This window comes from Coriobacteriia bacterium (genome assembly GCA_018368455.1).
In the GTDB taxonomy this organism is placed as follows: Bacteria; Actinomycetota; Coriobacteriia; order Coriobacteriales; family UMGS124; genus JAGZEG01.
Window position 1 is genome coordinate 1 of record JAGZEG010000012.1, and the last position, 17,829, is coordinate 17,829.

7 protein-coding genes and 2 pseudogenes are annotated in these 17,829 nt (G+C 65.7%); 5 read left to right on the forward strand and 4 right to left on the reverse strand.

Annotated features, from left to right (window positions below; all coding sequences use genetic code 11):
- The first annotated feature begins 519 nt into the window (after positions 1-519).
- The 3 genes from KHZ24_08490 (at position 520) to KHZ24_08500 (ending at position 7,712) form a co-directional block, all read left to right on the forward strand.
- Complete coding sequence (locus KHZ24_08490; GenBank protein ID MBS5451231.1) at positions 520-2,871, forward strand: ABC transporter ATP-binding protein; 2,352 nt, start codon at positions 520-522, stop codon at positions 2,869-2,871.
- Positions 2,868-4,745: an ABC transporter ATP-binding protein gene (locus tag KHZ24_08495; protein ID MBS5451232.1), complete on the forward strand. Its 1,878-nt coding sequence runs from the start codon at positions 2,868-2,870 to the stop codon at positions 4,743-4,745. The genes KHZ24_08490 and KHZ24_08495 overlap by 4 nt, the downstream gene beginning before the upstream one ends.
- Positions 4,746-5,363: 618 nt before the next feature.
- Positions 5,364-7,712 carry a hydratase gene (locus tag KHZ24_08500; protein ID MBS5451233.1) on the forward strand — a complete coding sequence of 783 codons (2,349 nt, stop codon included), beginning with the start codon at positions 5,364-5,366 and terminating at the stop codon, positions 7,710-7,712.
- A 491-nt stretch (positions 7,713-8,203) separates the two neighbouring features.
- On the opposite strand, the gene KHZ24_08505 is transcribed toward KHZ24_08500, so the two are convergent.
- Entirely contained in the window at positions 8,204-8,755 is a 552-nt protein-coding gene (locus KHZ24_08505; GenBank protein ID MBS5451234.1) for an NAD(P)H-dependent oxidoreductase, read from the reverse strand.
- 302 nt (positions 8,756-9,057) lie between these two features.
- Between KHZ24_08505 and KHZ24_08510 the strand changes: the two genes are divergently transcribed.
- On the forward strand, positions 9,058-9,963 hold the full coding sequence (locus KHZ24_08510; protein MBS5451235.1) for a LysR family transcriptional regulator: 906 nt from the start codon (positions 9,058-9,060) through the stop codon (positions 9,961-9,963).
- A gap of 89 nt (positions 9,964-10,052) precedes the next feature.
- Here the strand turns inward: KHZ24_08510 and KHZ24_08515 are convergent, their stop codons facing one another.
- The 3 genes and pseudogenes from KHZ24_08515 to KHZ24_08525 form a co-directional block, all read right to left on the reverse strand.
- The gene (locus KHZ24_08515) at positions 10,053-11,951 is read right to left on the reverse strand and encodes an FAD-binding protein (GenBank protein ID MBS5451236.1); all 1,899 of its coding nucleotides are present in this window, start codon (positions 11,949-11,951) and stop codon (positions 10,053-10,055) included.
- A gap of 196 nt (positions 11,952-12,147) precedes the next feature.
- Positions 12,148-13,185 (reverse strand): annotated as a pseudogene (locus KHZ24_08520) (excinuclease ABC subunit UvrA).
- Positions 13,186-13,293: 108 nt separating this feature from the next.
- Positions 13,294-14,883: pseudogene (locus tag KHZ24_08525) on the reverse strand (excinuclease ABC subunit UvrA).
- A 221-nt stretch (positions 14,884-15,104) separates the two neighbouring features.
- Between KHZ24_08525 and KHZ24_08530 the strand changes: the two are divergent.
- Complete coding sequence (locus KHZ24_08530; GenBank protein MBS5451237.1) at positions 15,105-17,429, forward strand: MMPL family transporter; 2,325 nt, start codon at positions 15,105-15,107, stop codon at positions 17,427-17,429.
- Positions 17,430-17,829 lie beyond the last annotated feature (400 nt).

A 17,829-nucleotide genomic window follows, 5' to 3' on the forward strand; every position in this document is an offset into this window, starting at 1 on the left:
CCTCGTCTCCTCATCGTATTTGACCCTGAGATCCGGCACGAGAACTGCCTCCCAACCCTTGTCTCCTTTAATGAGTCCAAGAATTGGGAGGCAGTTCACGATGGGTCTCGCCCCCTTTTTTGCTGCGCGCCGGCCTACGAGGCCTGGACCCGCGGCGCCTTTGCACAGCGAGCACCGCTCTGTGGCCAGGAATCGCGCGCATGTATGGGCACCATCCGACCTCCCGAAGCCGAAGGCGTCGCGAACCGACAAAACCGCAGGTCGCGCCTTTCGCGGAGCGCTCCCTCTCAGACGAGGGGCATTCACAGCTCGGCTTTTTGGCCGCGAATAGAGCACCAGCGTGCAGGGAGGCAGCGCGCAGGCACCAGACGCTTCTCCACAACGATGGAGGTTCGGCGGGGGCCGCACATCGCATCGGGGAGAAGTGGACAGCCTGGGTAAAAACGAGCGCACGTACACCGGGAGAACAGGCGCGCCACACGGGCCGCCAAAGACGCGGCCAGTGGGAGGCGCGTGCGCATGCGCATCGTTCGGTATCTGAAGCAGTGCTGGGTCGCAGCGCTTACGATCGTCGCCCTGCTCATCTTGCAGGCCTTTTGCGACCTGTCGTTGCCGCGCTACACGTCCGACATCGTTGACGTCGGCATTCAACAATCGGGCATCGAGCATGCCGCCACCGACGAGATGAGCCAGACGACGTTCGAGGCCGTCGCCATGATGGTGAGTCCCGATGACGAGGCAACGCTGTGCTCCGCCTACGTCTGGGACGAAAGCTCCTCCACCTACAGGCTCACTGACGAGGGGCGCGACACCATAGAAGTGCTCGACACCATCGTCGCGTTCCCGCTTGCCGTCACTCACTACGCTGACCTTGCCAGCAATCTGGACACCGGGGGCGAGCCGGCGGCAACCGAAGACTCCGCCATCGATCCCTCCGCGTTTGACGTCGCACGCACGCTTGAGGCCTACGAGGCGGGCGTCGTCTCCAAGGACGACATTCGCGCAGGGCTCGACGAGGCCCGCTCCGCCCTCGGTGGCGCCAGCGACAGCATCGTCGCTCAGATGGGCATAGCCGCAGCCCGCGTCGAATACGAGCAGCTCGGCTACGACCTAGGTGCCATGCAGATGCGCTACCTGCTCCTCTGCGGCGCCAAGATGCTCGGGCTCACGCTGCTCGGCGCCATCGTCGCCGTCGGCGTCGGTCTGCTCGCATCACGCAGCGCCGCCAAGATCGCCCGCAGTCTGCGCCAGCAGCTCTTTGAGCGCGTCGTGCACTTCTCCGACGCCGAGGTTCAGGCGTTCTCGGCAGCCTCGCTCATCACGCGCGGCACAAACGACATCCAGCAGATTCAGATGACGGTCGTCATGCTGCTGCGCATGGTGCTGTACGCGCCCATCCTCGCCATCGGCGGCATCATCATGATCTCGACGACAGACGTCTCCATGAGCTGGGTCATCGCGCTGGCCGTCGTCGTGCTGTTCATCGTCATCGCCATCCTGTTCGCCGTAGCCATGCCCAAGTTCAAGGCCATGCAGCGCCTCATCGACCGTGTGAACCTCGTCGCGCGCGAGATGCTCACCGGCCTGCCCGTCATTCGTGCGTTCGACCGCCAGCAGTTCGAGGCGCAGCGCTTCGAGACGGCGAACCGTGAGCTCATGGGCACGCAGCTGTTCACGAACCGCGCCATGACGTTCATGATGCCGGCGATGATGCTCATCATGAACGGCGTTTCCGTGCTCATCGTATGGGTCGGTGGCCACGCCATCGACGCCGGCACAATGCAGACCGGCGACATGATCGCGTTCCTTACGTACGCGATGGTCATCATCATGGGCTTCCTGATGATCGGCATGATCTCCGTCATGCTCCCGCGCGCCGACGTGGCGGCCGGGCGCGTCGACGAGGTGCTCGCCACGTCGTCAAGCATCGCAGACCCCGCCGCCCCGCGCGACGTCGAGCTGGGCCGGGAGGCCGGGGCGCGCATCGCCTTCGAGGACGTGACGTTCCGCTATCCCGAGGCGAGCGCGGGGTCGGAAGACGGGGCCTCAAAGCGGGGGTCGCGCGCCGAGCGGGCAGCAGGCGCCGGCGCTTCGCAGGCACACGAGGCGGGCGAGGCGGCCCTGTCACACGTGAGCTTCGTGGCGGAGCCGGGCACGACGCTGGCCGTCATCGGCTCGACGGGCTCTGGCAAGTCAACGCTCATCAAGCTCATCGAGCGCTTCTACGACGCATCGGAGGGCCGCGTCACCATCGACGGCATCGACGTGCGCGAGCTGTCCCAGCATGCCCTGCGCTCCCAGATCGGCTACGTGCCTCAGCAAGCGTTCCTGTTCTCGGGTACCATCGGCTCGGCCATCGCCTACGCCGACCCCACCATGGGCGTCGAGCGCATCGAGAAGGCCGCCGACATCGCCCAGGCGTCCGAGTTCATCGCCGAGCGCGAGCAGGGCATGGACACGCCCATATCCCAGGGCGGCACGAACGTCTCGGGCGGCCAGCGCCAGCGCCTCGCCATCGCGCGCGCCATCGCCAGCGACGCCCGCGTGCTGCTGTTCGACGACAGCTTCTCCGCGCTCGACTACAAGACGGACGCCGCCCTGCGCCGCGCGCTGCGCACGGAGCTCGCCGGCCGGACGCTCATCATCGTGGCACAGCGCATCTCAACCGTGCTCGACGCCGACGAGATCGTCGTGCTCGACGAGGGTCGCATGGTAGGCCGCGGCACCCACGCCGAGTTGCTGCGTACCTGCGAGGAATACCGCGAGATCGCGCAGTCTCAGCTCTCGGAAGAGGAGCTTGCCGCATCGCTCGGCGATGCAACCAACACGGCCGCAGATGGCTTAGCTGCGAAGGGAGGCGATGCCCGATGAGCAGCCAGGACACAAAGCGCACCACCGGCGCGGGACGCCCTCGCCGCGGGCCCATGGGCCACGGAGGCCCCGGCATGATGCCCGTCGAGAAGGCGAAGGACTTCAAGGGCACGGCGCGTCGCACGTTCGCGTATCTCGGCCAGTTCAGGGTGCAGCTCGTCGTCGCCATCGCATTCGCTATCGGCGCGTGCGTGTTCAACGTCATCGGTCCTCGCGTGCTCTCCACGGCCACGACGGAGCTGTTCAACGGTATCTCCGCCAAGATCACCGGCACGGGCGGCATCGACTTCTCGGCCGTTGCCCGCATCCTGCTCATGACGCTCGGCCTGTACGCCATCTCGGCCGCCTGCCAGTTCGTGCAGGGCTGGATGATGACGTCCGTGTCGCAGCGCACGTGCTACCGCCTGCGCCGCGACATCACGCAGAAAATAGACCGCATGCCGATGGGCTACTTCGAGGGCACGTCTACGGGCGACGTCCTGTCGCGCATCACCAACGACGTCGACACGCTGGGCCAGAGCCTCAACCAGGGCGTGACGCAGCTGGTGACGAGCGCCGTGACCATCGTGGGCGTGCTTGCGATGATGCTGACGATCAGCCCGCTCATGACGCTCGTGACGCTCGTCATCCTGCCAGTGTCGGCGCTGCTCACGGCAACGGTCGTCAAGCGCTCCCAGCGCTACTTCCGCCAGCAGCAGGAGACGTTGGGCGCCATCAATAGCCAGGTTGAGGAGACGTTCTCGGGCCAGGCCGTCGTGCGCGCATTCGGGCAGGAACAGCGCAGCGTCGCGGCGTTCGCGGCCACGAACGAGCGCCTGTACGAGAGTGCGTGGAAGTCCCAGTTCCTCTCCGGGCTCATGATGCCGCTGATGAACCTCGTCGCCAACTTGGGGTATGTCGCCGTCGCCATCCTGGGCAGCGCCCTCGCCGTGCGCGGCGTCATCACCGTCGGCGACATCCAGGCATTCATCCAGTACGTCAAGAACTTCACGCAGCCCATCACGCAGCTCGCGCAGGTCTCCAACGTGCTGCAGATGATGATGGCCGCCGCCGAGCGCATATTCTCGTTCCTTAACGAGCCCGAGGAGACCGACGCCTACGACGTCGCGAGCGCGGCAAATCAGCCGGCCAACGATGTACGCGAGGCCCGCGTGGAGTTCGATCACGTCAGCTTTGGGTACACGCCGGAACGCCTCGTTATCCATGACTTCTCTGCGCAGGTGGAGCCTGGCAGCACTGTTGCCCTCGTCGGCCCCACGGGCGCCGGCAAAACGACGATGGTCAAGCTGCTCATGCGCTTCTATGACGTCAGCGGCGGCGCCATCCGCATCGACGGTCGCGACGTGCGCGACTTTGACCGCAGCGATCTGCGCAGCCTGTTCGGCATGGTGCTGCAGGACACGTGGCTGTTCAAGGGAAGCATTCGCGAGAACATCCGCTACGGGCGTCTCGACGCCAGCGACGAAGAGGTCGAAGCCGCGGCAAAGGCGGCGTTCGCGCACCACTTCATCATGACGTTGCCCGAGGGGTACGAGACGCAGATCAACGAGGACGCGAGCAACATCAGCCAGGGACAGCGCCAGCTGCTCACGATAGCCCGCGCCATCCTGGCCGATCGACGGATGCTCATCCTCGACGAGGCCACGAGCTCGGTGGACACGCGCACCGAGGAGCGCATCCAGGCGGCCATGGACAACCTGATGCGCGGGCGCACGAGCTTCGTCATCGCACACCGTCTCTCGACGATCCGCAACGCCGACCTCATCCTCGTGATGCGCGAGGGCGACATCATCGAGCAGGGCACCCACGACGAGCTGCTCGCGGCCGGCGGCTTCTACGCCGACCTCTACCGCTCGCAGTTCGCGGAGAGCTAAGTTGCGGGGGGCAACGGCCGAACAGACAAGCAAGGCCGTTGCCCCCTACCTCACGAGCGCCAACACCTCTTCAACATCAATGCAGCACACAGGTGAGTAGCGTGCTAGTCCCCGATCGCGCGTGATGAGCCTCCGCGCCGGGAGCCCCCGGGCCGACAGCCTCCTCTGCACAGAAACGCCCTCTTGTGCATATCTCTTGCCACGGCGTTGTTTATTTTGCCCGTCGAGTGAATGATTCTCGGTAACTATGTGCAGCATGCGCCCCCCTCTTTCCGCACTACCCTGCGGTTTTACCCGCCAGCCATCCGCGCCGGGCAGCAAACTGCTCCCAGCCCGCCAAAGAAATCTGCACTCGACGCTCGTTTTGCGCACGCCAACCCGAAGAAACATGCACTCGGCCCGTTTTTGCGCGCCAGCCCCAAAACGCGTGGCAGAACCAGCCATCCCCATAAGCCCCGTGCCATCGAAGCTGTGGATTGCGCCAACGCGGCCGCGCAGGGGCGTCACATAGCCGATAATCGCGGGCAAACAATCGAGGGACGGCGGCCGGCGACGGCGCAACGGGCCCACATGGCCGCCCGTGAGAAACCCCGGCCCACGGAGAAGGGACTCACCACCATGGTCACGCTCTACGACGGCGGGGTCTACCTGCTCGATGGCACGCAGATCATCCCGGAGGCCGACGCGCCCCAGATCGCGGCGCGCGACGGCCTCGCGCTCGACAAGGAGCAGGCCCGCACCGGCACCATCGCCTACTCCATCCTCAAGGCGCACAACACCTCGGACGACATGGCCCGCCTCAAGCTGCGCTTCGATGCGATGGCCTCGCACGACATCACGTACGTCGGCATTATCCAAACAGCCAAGGCCTCGGGCATGGAACGCTTCCCGCTGCCCTACGTGCTCACGAACTGCCACAACTCCCTGTGTGCCGTCGGCGGCACCATCAACGAGGACGACCACGTCTTCGGCCTGTCCGCCGCGCGCAAGTATGGCGGCATCTTCGTCCCGCCGCACATCGCCGTCATCCATTCGTTCATGCGTGAGATGTTCGCCGGCTGCGGCAAGATGATCCTGGGCTCCGACTCGCACACCCGCTACGGCGCGCTGGGTACGATGGCCATCGGCGAGGGTGGCGGCGAGCTCGTCAAGCAGCTGCTGCGCGACACGTATGACGTCGCCTATCCCGGCGTCGTGGCCATCTACCTCGAAGGGGCGCCCCAGCCCGGCGTCGGCCCGCACGACGTGGCCCTCGCTATCATCCGCGCCGTATTCGCCAGCGGCTACGTCAAGAACAAGGTCATGGAGTTCGTCGGCCCCGGCATCGCATCCATGAACTGTGACTACCGCAACGGCGTCGACGTCATGACGACGGAGACGACGTGCCTGTCCTCCATCTGGCGCACCGACGACGCCACGCGCGCCTTCCTCTCCGAGCACGGTCGCGAGGGCGAATACCGCCAGCTCGACCCGGCGCCGCTCGCCTACTACGACGGCTGCGTGCGCGTCGACCTATCGAGCGTCAAACCGATGATCGCCCTGCCGTTCCACCCCTCGAACGGTTTCGAGATCGACGAGCTAAATGCCAACCTGGGCGACATCCTGCGCGAGGTAGAGCTCGAGGCGCAGCGCATCGGCGGCGGGCGTGCGACGCTCAGCCTCACGGACAAGATCCGCCCCGACGGCAAGCTGCAGGTGCAGCAGGGCGTCATCGCCGGTTGCGCGGGCGGCAACTTCTGCAACGTCATCCAGGCGGCCCGGGCGCTCAAGGGCAAGAGCTGCGGCGCCGGCGAGTTCGCGCTGTCGGTTTACCCCACGTCACAGCCGGTGTTCCTCGAGCTGGCGCGTCAGGGCGCCGTCTATGATCTCATGGAGGCCGGCGCCATCGTGCGCACGGCGTTCTGCGGCCCGTGCTTCGGCGCCGGCGACACGCCCGCCAACAACGGGCTGTCCATCCGTCACACGACGCGCAACTTCCCGAACCGCGAGGGCTCCAAGCCCGGAAACGGCCAGCTCACGGGCGTCGCACTGATGGACGCGCGCTCCATTGCGGCCACGGCGGCCAACGGCGGCGTGCTCACGGCGGCAACGGAGCTGCCCGAGAGCGTCTGGGACGAGGACTGCGCGTACACGTTCGACCGCTCCGTGTATGAGAAGCGCTGCTACTTCGGGTTCGAGAAGGCGCAGACCGACACCGAGCTCGTCTACGGGCCCAACATCAAGGACTGGCCTGCCATGGAGCCGCTGGCCAACGACATCCTGCTGCGCGTGTGCTCGAAGATCCTCGATGACGTGACGACGACCGACGAGCTCATCCCCTCAGGCGAGACATCGTCGTACCGCTCCAACCCGCTGGGCCTGGCCGAGTTCACGCTGTCGCGGCGCGACCCGGAGTACGTCGGGCGCTCCAAGGCCGTCGACGCCATCGAGAAAGCGCGCCTGGCTGGGACGCCGTTGGCGCAGGCAGAGCCTGAGCTGTCGGACGTGTTCGCGGCGCTACGCGATGCGGGTGCGCTGAAAGCCGACACCGATGAGCAGGCCGTGGAGGTCGGCAGCATGGTATACGCGCGCAAGCCCGGCGACGGGTCGGCCCGCGAGCAGGCAGCGAGCTGCCAGCGCGTCATCGGCGGCCTGGCGAACATCGTGCGCGAGTACGCGACGAAGCGCTACCGCTCCAACGTCATGAACTGGGGCATGGTGCCGTTCCAGCTCGACGCCGACGAGCCGCCGTTCGAGGTCGGCGACTACGTGTTCGTGCCCGGCATCCGCGCAGCCCTCGACGGCGACCTCTCCGACGTGCCGGCGTACGTCGTGCATATGGGATCGGCCAATGCCACGGGGGCGCGTCCCGTCGCCGACGTCGAGGAGATCCACCTGTACGTGGCAGACATGACGCCCGAAGAACGCGAGATCGTGAAGGCTGGTTGTCTCATCAACTACAACCGTAACCGCGCTCAGAGGGCCTAGAAACGCAGGGTTTCCAAACAGACCAGGATTGACAGGAGGGGGCGGGCCGCATGACCCGCCCCCTCTTTTTTGCGTATCCCGGCTGACGGCGTGCGGGATATCGTGGCCCCCTGCTAAGAAACGCCGGTTTGGCGACCGCGTGAGCATCCTCTTGCTATAAAACGCCGGTTTGGCGATACCCGTTAGAACCTCCCGCTAAAAAACGCCGGTTTGGCGATCGCCCAGATACGCGCGCGAAGCCCACGCCTGTTGCCCACAGGCTTCCCACCTCGTGTTTTGCCGAAAGCCCGACGATAAGTCAAAGCAGAGAACAGCGAAAAGGGCCCTCCTTCGCCCAAGCGCATCACCAAACTGGCGTTTCTTAACAAGCTTCTCTTTTCGGGCTCGCCAAAGCGGCATTTCTTAGCAAAATCCGTCTTGCCGCAACCGCACGATTCGCCGAGCGCATGCGCCCCCGCCTCCACGGGGTGACCCCGAGCCCGCACGCCCACTTACTTCGCGAGTAGGGCATCCGCCTGCGCGGCGAGCTGGGCACGCGTTTCGTCGGATACGGCGAGCTTTCCGGTCGTAAACGCCTCGCGGTCGAGGTTCGTGCCCGTGCGCTCGTCCAGAACGTCAGCGCGCAGGAAACCGAGCAGGCCCGCAAGCTCGTCGAGCACGAACTTCGCGCCCGAACCACCTGCGGCGCCAGCCAGAGCGACTGGCTTGCCCACCAGGCACGAAGGCGTCTCGAAGTCGAAAGGCTTAACAGGGCGGCTCAGCCAGTCGATCGCGTTCTTGAGAGCGCCCGGCACGCCGTGGTTGTACTCGGGCGTGAAGATCCACAGCGCATCGGCCGCCGCCACCTGCTCGCGAATACGCGCGACAGGGGCCGGCGCGGGATACTCGATGTCCTGGTTGACGAACGGCACATCAGCGTAGTCGAGCACGGCGATGTCGGCGCGGTCGCCGATGACCTCGCGAGCGACATCGGAGAGCTGCTGCTGGAAGCCGTTCTTGCGCAGAGAACCAACAACGAACAGGATGGTCTTCTTCTCGGGCATGGCGGATTTCCTTTCAGTAGTTGGGCAGTAGCACAGGCGTGTGCCCAAAAGTGCGACGAGGCTGTCGTACGCCGGCTTATTCCCCTTTGATCAGCCCTGATATTCGCATGTTATCCATTATTTCAGTAGGTTTATAAGACAAGCCCGCTCCAGAGGCAGTAATCCGTACCCTTCGGCACTTTGCCTGCGGACGCGCCCAGAATGGCGTCTTCTTATTTCTTAGCAACAGGCCAGGAACTGGGACGCTACACTTGTCACCGACGCAGCTTATGGCCCACATCGCAGGCAAAAGCGAGGCACGCATGAACTTTAGGCAGCTTGATTGCTTCGAGCAGGTCGCGAGCAGTGGCAGCTTCACCCAGGCCGCCGCCGCGCTCTTCCTCTCCCAGTCCGCCGTCAGCCAACAGGTTATCAGCCTCGAAAACGAGCTGGGCTTTCCCCTATTCGTACGCACCGCACGTGGTACGGAGCTCACACCCGCCGGCGCACATCTGCACGGCAAAATCCCCCATCTGCGCTCCGAGTTCGAAGCGGCCATAGAGACGGCCCGCCGCATCGCTGATGAAAAGCCCGACTCCCTGCGCATCGGATTCGATGGCCCCATGGCGAGCCCATGGATTGGCCGCGCCATTCGCAAGCTGCGGGAGACATGCGGAGACATCCAGGTCACGCTGCGTCAGGCAGATATCTCCGAGCTGACGACCGACCTTCTCGACAACCGACTCGACGCCATCGTAACCGTCGAGTTCGAAGTCAAGGACATGTCCGAACTCGGGTATCAGACCATAGCAACGACAACGGCGTGCGTCTTTCTTCCCGAGGGGCACCCTCTTGCCTCGCGCGCGCTTCTCTCCCCCGCCGACCTCGCAGGCTACCCGCTGCTTGTCGACTGCGTCTCGGCGGATCCTCCTGTGCTCTCGAAGTCCGCGCGCAGCCTGCGCATGCTGGGCATCGACTACGATAGCGCCCAGCCAGTTAGCAATGGCAGCCAGTTATTCCCCATGGTTGAGGCGGGACTCGGGCTCTTCGTCGCAAGCCATTTCTGCGACGAGACCGCATCGCACTACGCCGTGACATCCGTCGACCTCGACACGGGCGGCCAACGCGCCTCGCTCGGCGTGGCCTGGAGAGCATGGGGGCCGGCCCTGTCCTCGTTTGTCGCATGCGTCCGCGACGTCGCCGGCGAACACGCGCAGGGACACCCGTAGCCCGCCCCGCCCGTACGCTCGGAAGCGTCAGGTGGCCGGGCCGCGAGTGCCCCGCACGGAATCACCGAGATGCCATCGAGAGCCAGCGACTATTCCCCATTGACCATGTTGCGCACGGCGACGCAGCTCAGCGTTGCCGAATGCCCCGAGAGGCTCATGGGGACCTGCGGTGCGTAGATCTGACCGTAGAAGCAGCCTGCAGGGTTACCGCCGGCATACAGGCCGGGAATCGGCTGGCGCTCGCCGTCAAGCACGTGCAGCGACGAGTCGATCTCGAGGCCGCCGAGCGTCGTCATCCAGCTGCTCCCCATCTCCGCTGCGTAGAACGGCGGCGTATCGACCGTCGACATGAACATGGCCGGCTTGTAGAAGTCCGTGTCCTCGCCTGCCGCGCACATGTCGTTGTAGTGCGCGAGCGTCTTCTTGAACGTCTCGCCGTCGAACTTGCCGTTGTCCCAGGCAGGGCCGTTCATCTTTTCGATGAGCTCATCGATCGTGTCCGCCTTGAGAAGCATGCCCTGCTCGATCATCAGCTCGGAGTGCTCGGACGTGTCGATGCCGTCAACGAGGCGGTCAAAGTAGTGCTCGAGGTTTTTCTCCTGCGACGCTCCGTCCCAGATGGCCCAGAACAGCCCCTCGGGCTGCTTGTCGATGATGGGGCCCGACATGAAGTACCCGATCTCCTCGTTCGTGAAGCGCTCGCCACGCTGGTTGACCTTGAGGCCGGTACCCATGGCGTTCGAGGGCAGGTTCCACTCCTTCCACGGCTTTATGAATGCGGTGAACTCGTCCTCGACGCGTTTCTTGTCAACGTCCTCGATGCGCATGACCATGGCGGGCGCCGTGCAGCCCATCATGTGGGAGTTGTACTGGCCGGGGTCCTCCATCTTGGCGCCGACCCACATGCCCATCTTGTGGCCATCGCCCGTCATCCACGTCTGCCACGTGCGCGCCGTGCGCAGGCCGATGGGATAGTAGCAGCGCACCATCTCGTCGTCCCAGTCAAAGCCGCCCGTCGCCAGCAGCACGCCCTTGCTTGCGTTTACCTTGATGTATGCGCCGTCCGCGTTTTGGGCGATGCAGCCGATGACGCGCTTGGAGTCGTCGTCTTCCCAGCCCTCCTCGCGCACGAGCTGCACAGCCGGCGTCTCGAACATATAACGCGCCCCGTGCTCAACCGAGTAGTTGTAGAGTGGGCCGAGCCAGTCGGCATCCGAGAAGTCGTCGCGGCCCCACAGGCACACACCCGGCTCCTCAGACTCGCCGAACTGGTGCTGGAGGGCGTACATGTTCCAATAGGAGTCGCTGTACACGCCCCCGGTCTGCTTCATGTCCTCCTGGGACTCCGCCACTGAACCGAGGTGCTTGTAGTAGCCATAGTAGCCGCCGACCTTCACGGGGACGCCGGCCTGCTCGATGATGTCGATGAGGAAGTCACCGACCTCGCCGGACTCGTCGAGCCACAGCTTGACGATGTCCTGTTTGCTCGTTGCGTTCGAGCCGCCAAAGATGTCCCTGACGATCGTGGCCTTCTCCTCGTCCGTGCACAGGACACCGAGCTCCTTGAGCTTCGACGTGCCGAAGAGGCTCATGCCCGTAGGTCGCGTCGTGACGATGTGCCCGAGCTTCTCGAGGCAGAGCACGTCAGCCCCCAAGCTCGAGGCGTAGGCGACCGCCGGCACGCCCGAGATTCCGGCGCCGATGACGAGCACCTCGCAGTCGTACGTCTCGGCGATCTCGTCATCGGGAATGGGAGCAGGTGCGTCCATGAATGACCAGTGCTGGGCGCCGAGCTCGTCGACGCTGATGGCGCCCGCCGAAGATGCGGGACCCTCGACGCCCGCAGCATCCGCACCGGCAGAGGAAGCGGGATCGGAATCGGCACGAGCCACGCCCGCATGACCCGCCAGCACCGCCGCGGTGCCCGCGAGCGCGGCGCCGCCCACAAACGACCTGCGAGAGACAGCCGCGTTGTTACCTGTTGCCATGGTGGCCTCCTGACGTTGGAAGGAGGCGCCCCTTGCGCCCCCCTGGCATCCCGGGCGGGGGCGCTAGCTTGCCCACCTCCCGGCTGACCCAAAGTGTAGGAGACCAACATTTTCCCAGCTAAACGTCGTGCTTATGGCCCTATCGCAAATGGAGATAGCCTGAGCTGGCGACGCTTCATGCCGACCGCGCCCGCCCCTACCCCAGCGCCGCGGCCAGGTAGCGACCCGTCACGCTCGCAGGGCAGGCGGCAACCTGCTCAGGCGTTCCGGCGCACACGACGCGGCCGCCGTCCGAACCTCCGCCGGGGCCCAGGTCGATGACATAGTCGGCGCTCGCGATGACGTCGAGGTCGTGCTCGATGACGACGACGGTCGCCCCGCTGGCCACGAGCCGGTCGAACACGCCAAGCAGCACGCGCACATCGAGCGGGTGCAGGCCAATCGTCGGCTCGTCGAACACGAACAGCGCGCCCTCCTGGGCCCGACCCATCTCGCTGGCGAGCTTGAGACGCTGGGCCTCCCCGCCAGACAGCGCCGGCGTCGGCTCGCCGAGCGTCAGGTAGCCTAGACCCAGGTCGTGCAGGGTCTGCAAACGCGCCTGAACCTTGCGCAGGCCAAGCGTCGCGTCGAGTGCCTCGTCGACGCTGAGCTCCATGAGCTGGGGAAGCGACAGCGCGCAGCCGTCGGCGCCCACGCGGTGGATGTCGAGCGCCTCCGGTGCGTAGCGCGAACCGCGACAGTCGGGGCACTCGATGTCGACATCGGGCAAGAACTGCACGTCGAGCGAGATGGACCCCGTTCCGTCGCATGTCGGGCAGCGCAGCCGACCCGTGTTGTACGAGAAGTCGCCCGCCTTATAGCCCGCTGCCTTGGCCTCGTCGCAGCGCGCGTAAGCCCGGCGCAGCTCGTCGTGGATGTCGGCGTACGTCGCAACTGTCGAGCGCACGTTCGCCCCGATGGGCGTCGCGTCGATGAGCTCGGCCCGCGTGATGCCCGGCGCGTCGAGCGCACGCACGTGATCCGGTAGAGGCGCCCCGGCAACGACGGCCTGCAGCGCCGGCACGAGCGTCTCGAGCACGAGCGTCGTCTTACCCGAGCCCGACACACCCGTCACGGCAACGAGCCGCCCTCGGGGAACGTCGACGGACAGCGGGCGCACCGTGTGCAGAGCCGCCGTCTCCAGGTGAATGCGCCCTCGGTCGAACACCTCGCCAAACGACGCGCGCTCTCGCACGAGCGGGGTCTCCGGCCCTTCGGCACCCTCGCGCATCGGCGCACCCTCGGCCTCGCACGCGAGGGCCCCTCCGCCAGGCCCACCCCCGCAGTCCGAAATGCCCCCGGCAGCGACGCCGTCCTCGACGCGTTCCGCCGCGGACGCGCTGTCGACGCCCCCGCCCCTCGCCAGCTCCCGCGCCAAGAACGGCGCGATACGCGAGCCCGAGGTGGCCGCGACCTGCCTGACGCTACCCTGCGCGATAACGCGCCCACCGTCGGCCCCCGCGGCCGGCCCCATCTCGATGAGGTGGTCACACGCGGCAAGCACCCGCACGTCGTGATCGACCACGACGACGGAGTTGCCGTCGGCCACGAGGTCGCGCATGACGCCGAGCAGACCGTCAACGTTGGCCGGATGCAGGCCGATGGACGGCTCGTCGAGCACGTAGAGCACACCGGTCGTACGGTTGCGCACGGCACGGGCGAGCTGGACGCGCTGACGCTCGCCCGTCGACAGCGTCGCGCCCGCGCGATCGAGCGAGAGGTAGCCCAGGCCGAGCTCAAGCAGTCGGCGCGCCGCGTCGAGGAAGCTCTCGCAGATGCTCGCCGCCATCGGGCGCATCGGCTCAGGCAGCGTCTCCGGAACGCCGCGCACCCACTCCGCCGCCTCGCCGAGCGTCAGCGCGCTCGCCTGCGCAAGGTCAAGCCCACAAACCTGGGGCTGGCGCGCCGCCTGCGAGAGCCGCGTGCCCCCACAGGCAGAACACGGCCCTTCGCGCAGGAACTTCGCTACGCGCTTGAGGCCGCTCTCGTCCTTAGCCTTGGCCAGCGCGTTCTCGACGGTGTAGACGGCGTTGTAGTACGTGAAGTCGAGCTCGGCGAAGTCGTCGCCCTTCTTCGGGCGATAGAGGATGTGGCGCTTCTCGGCGGGGCCCTCGAACACGATGCGTCGCTCCTCGGCCGTGAGCTCGGAGAACGGCACGTTCGTGCGCACGCCCATCGCCGCGCACACCTGCTTCATGAGATCCCACATCAGCGTGCCCCACGGCTTGACGGCGCCCTCGTCGATGGAGAGCGACTCGTCAGGCACGAGCGCCGCCCGATCGACCTCACGCACGACGCCCGTGCCACCGCACGTCGGGCACGCCCCGCCCGAGTTGAACGCGAGATCCTCCGCGCCCGGGGCCCAGAACTGCTTCCCGCATGAAGGACACGTCAGCGCGAGGCCCGCCGCGACGTTGAGCGACGGCGCCACACGCGTTCCGCAATGCGGGCACACGTGGGAGGCGCAGCGTGAGAACAGCAGGCGCAGGCTGTTGAGCAACTCGCTCATTGTGCCGAACGTCGAACGCACGCCGGGGACCGCAGGTCGCTGGTGCAGCGCCAGCGCCGCCGGCACGTGCAACACCTCGTCAACGGCGGCCTTGCCCGCCTGCGTGAGGCGGCGGCGCGTGTACGTCGACAGTGCCTCGAGGTAGCGCCGCGAGCCCTCGGCATAGAGCACACCCAGGGCCAGCGAGCTCTTGCCCGAGCCCGACACGCCCGCAATGCCCACGAGTTCGCCCAGAGGCACGTCAACGTCGACGTCCTTGAGGCTGTGCACGCGCGCCCCACGCACCTCGATGTGGCTCGGCCCCGCCTGCGACCCGCAGCACCTGCCAGCCCGCTCCACCGTCGGCTCCTGCCGAGCGTCACTCGGCCACGACCACTGCCCCATGCGCCTTCCTTTCTCGCTCGCCCATCCCATCATAGCTGGGAGTGCCCGGGTCGATGCGGCCGCAGAGTCAGACTATTGCCACCATCTCGCTCCTTCTTCCTCCAGGTTTGCCCCATCGATCTTCTTGCGTGAAATATCTGACACCTGAGGCAAATTATCGCTTGCATATGACCCGTCAAACCGCGACACTTTTCATAAGGTCATGCGAGAAGGAGCCGCACATGGGTGAGGGCCAGCACACAGGACGCGAACCGCTTACGCTCAGGTTCAGCCGGACGTTCCTGCGCTTTCGCGTCGTCGTCATGATCGTGTTCGCCATCGCCACCGTCGCCGCCGCGCTGTGCATTCCACGCGTCGCCATCAACTACTCCCTCGCGGACTATCTCCCCCAAGATGCCCCCTCGACGCGCGCCATCGACACGATGCAGGAGGTCTACGGGACGGGCATCCCCAACGCCCGCCTGTATGCCGAAGGTCTGACGCTCTCGCAGGCAAGCCAGCTCGATGACGCCCTGACGAACGTGGACGGCGTCGAGGAGGTCATGTGGCTCGGCACGCAGGTCGACGTCAAGGTGCCGATCGAGACGCAAGACGCCGACGCCGTGTCCGCCTGGAAGACAGACGACGGCTACCTCTACCAGCTCGTGATCGACGCAGCCGTGGGCAACGACGCCATAGCCGGCGTCCGAGCCGCCGCTACCGACGCCGGGGCGACACGCGTCTCCATGGATGGCGACCTCGTGAGCACCGTCTCCATGCAGGAGTCGACGTCCGTCGAGGTCGTGCTCATCCTTCTTGCCGGCATCGCTATCATCGTCGGCATCCTGTTGCTCGGCTCGCACTCGTGGTTCGAGCCCGTCGTGTTCATGGTGCCCATCGGCGTGGCCATCGTCCTCAACATGGGCTCGAATATCGTCATGGGCGAGATCTCGTTCGTGAGCCAGATCAGCGGCGCCATCCTGCAGCTCGCTGTCTCCATGGACTACGCCATCGTGTTCCTGCACCGCTTCCGCAACATGCAGCACGAGTTTACCGACCCCGTCGAGGCCATGGCCCACTGCATGCAGCGCAGCTTCTCCATCGAGCTGTCGAGCGCGGCCGTCACGTTCTTCGGTTTCCTGTCGCTGACGATCATGCGCTTCGGCATCGGCGTCGACCTGGGCATCGTGCTGGCCAAGGGCATCGCCCTGTCGTTCGTGTCCGTCATCTTCCTCATGCCGTGCCTCATCCTGCTGTGCCTGCCGGTGCTCGACAAGCTCAACCACCGCTACCTCGTGCCGTCGCTCGACAAGCTGTCGCGGGGGCTCCAGCGCATCGCCGCCCCAATGGCCATCGTCATCGTCATCATCGCCGTCCCCTGCTACCTGGGCGAGGACAAGACGGGCTTCATATTCGGGTCGTCCGACCTCGTGGCGCCCGACAGCCAGGCGGGTATCGAGAGCCAGCACATCGAGGATGCGTCCGGGACGGCGAACACGTGGGTGCTTATGGTGCCCGAGGGCCAGTGGGGCAACGAGCGCGGTCTCGTCAAGGAGCTGCAGGCGACGGAGCACGTCAGCGCCGTCACGTCCTACATCACAACGGCGGGCCATGCCATGCCGGCCGACATCGTGCCAGCCGACCAGCTCGAGCAGCTCATCAAGGACGGATGGTCGCGCATCGTCGTGACGACGGACGTCGAAGGCGAGGGCGACGTGGCGTTCGGGCTCGTCGAGACCGTGCGATCCATCGCGCAAAGCTATTACGGAGACGACTACCTGCTGGCCGGCAGCACCGTGAACACGTACGACCTCAAGACGACGACGCAGTCCGACGCCCAGCCCGTCAAGATGTTCACGATGCTGTCCATCGGCATCGTGCTGGCGATCATGTTCCGCAGCCTCACGATCCCGCTGCTCATCCTCGCGGCCATAGAGGTGTCCATCTGGATCAACCTCGCCATCCCCTACTTCATGGGGACGTCGCTGAACTACATCGGATACCTCGTCATCGACTCCGTGCAGATGGGAGCCTCGGTGGACTACGCCATCGTGCTAGCGCGCGAGTACTTTGACCGTCGGCGTTCGATGAGCGCGAAGGATGCGTCGCGCGATGCGGTCACCTACGCAGGCGTGCCCATCATGACGTCGGCCATCATCCTGATCATGGCGGGCGCCTCGGTGCAGTTCATCTCGAGCAACGGCATCGTATCCGAGCTGGGCATGCTCATCTTCCGCGGCGCGTTCATCTCCATGCTGATGATGTTCCTGTTCCTGCCGTTCCTGTTCCGCCTGTTCGACGGCATCGTGCGGCATACGTCAATCGGTCTGCACGCGTATGACCCACGCAAGGGTACGCCGGCACTCGCGAGCGCCGGCTCCGGTGGGCTGCCGGGCAAGACGGGGGCTCCCGTTGCGCCGAGCACCCCGCTCACCAGTGTCCCCGCCAAGCCCGAGGCAGGAGCATCGGACGCGCCCGCGACAGCACAGGCAGCCCCGCACGACATCCCGGCAGCACACAAGGACGGCGCTCCCGAGCCTCCGAGCGGCTATACGAACGCCCAGTAGAAACCTCCAACGACACGTGGCGTCGAGTAGGGTTTCCCAACGCCCCACCGGCTCGGCTGTCTCTATCCAGCGAAATCAAAAACCGGGCCGAAGACGAAAAGCCAGGCATCCGAAGTCGCACGGATCCCTAACTGCGGCCATCGCCCAACGCAAGTGAGGGCCGCAGGGCATCGAAACGTCCCGTGTAGGTCGCACAGGACGCCAAAGAATGACCGAACCCCGTCTGTTTGGCCAAAACTACCCTGCTTTGCGAGTCCTCCGAGGCCGCAACGCCCATCACCGGAAGGAAAACCGCAGGTAAGCTCCGATCGCCAGGCAGTCGAGGGGGCTTTTGCAGCCTGAAGACGCCCCATCCCCTCGCAAAGCAGGGGTGTTTTGGCCAGCAGAGCGGGTTTCTGTC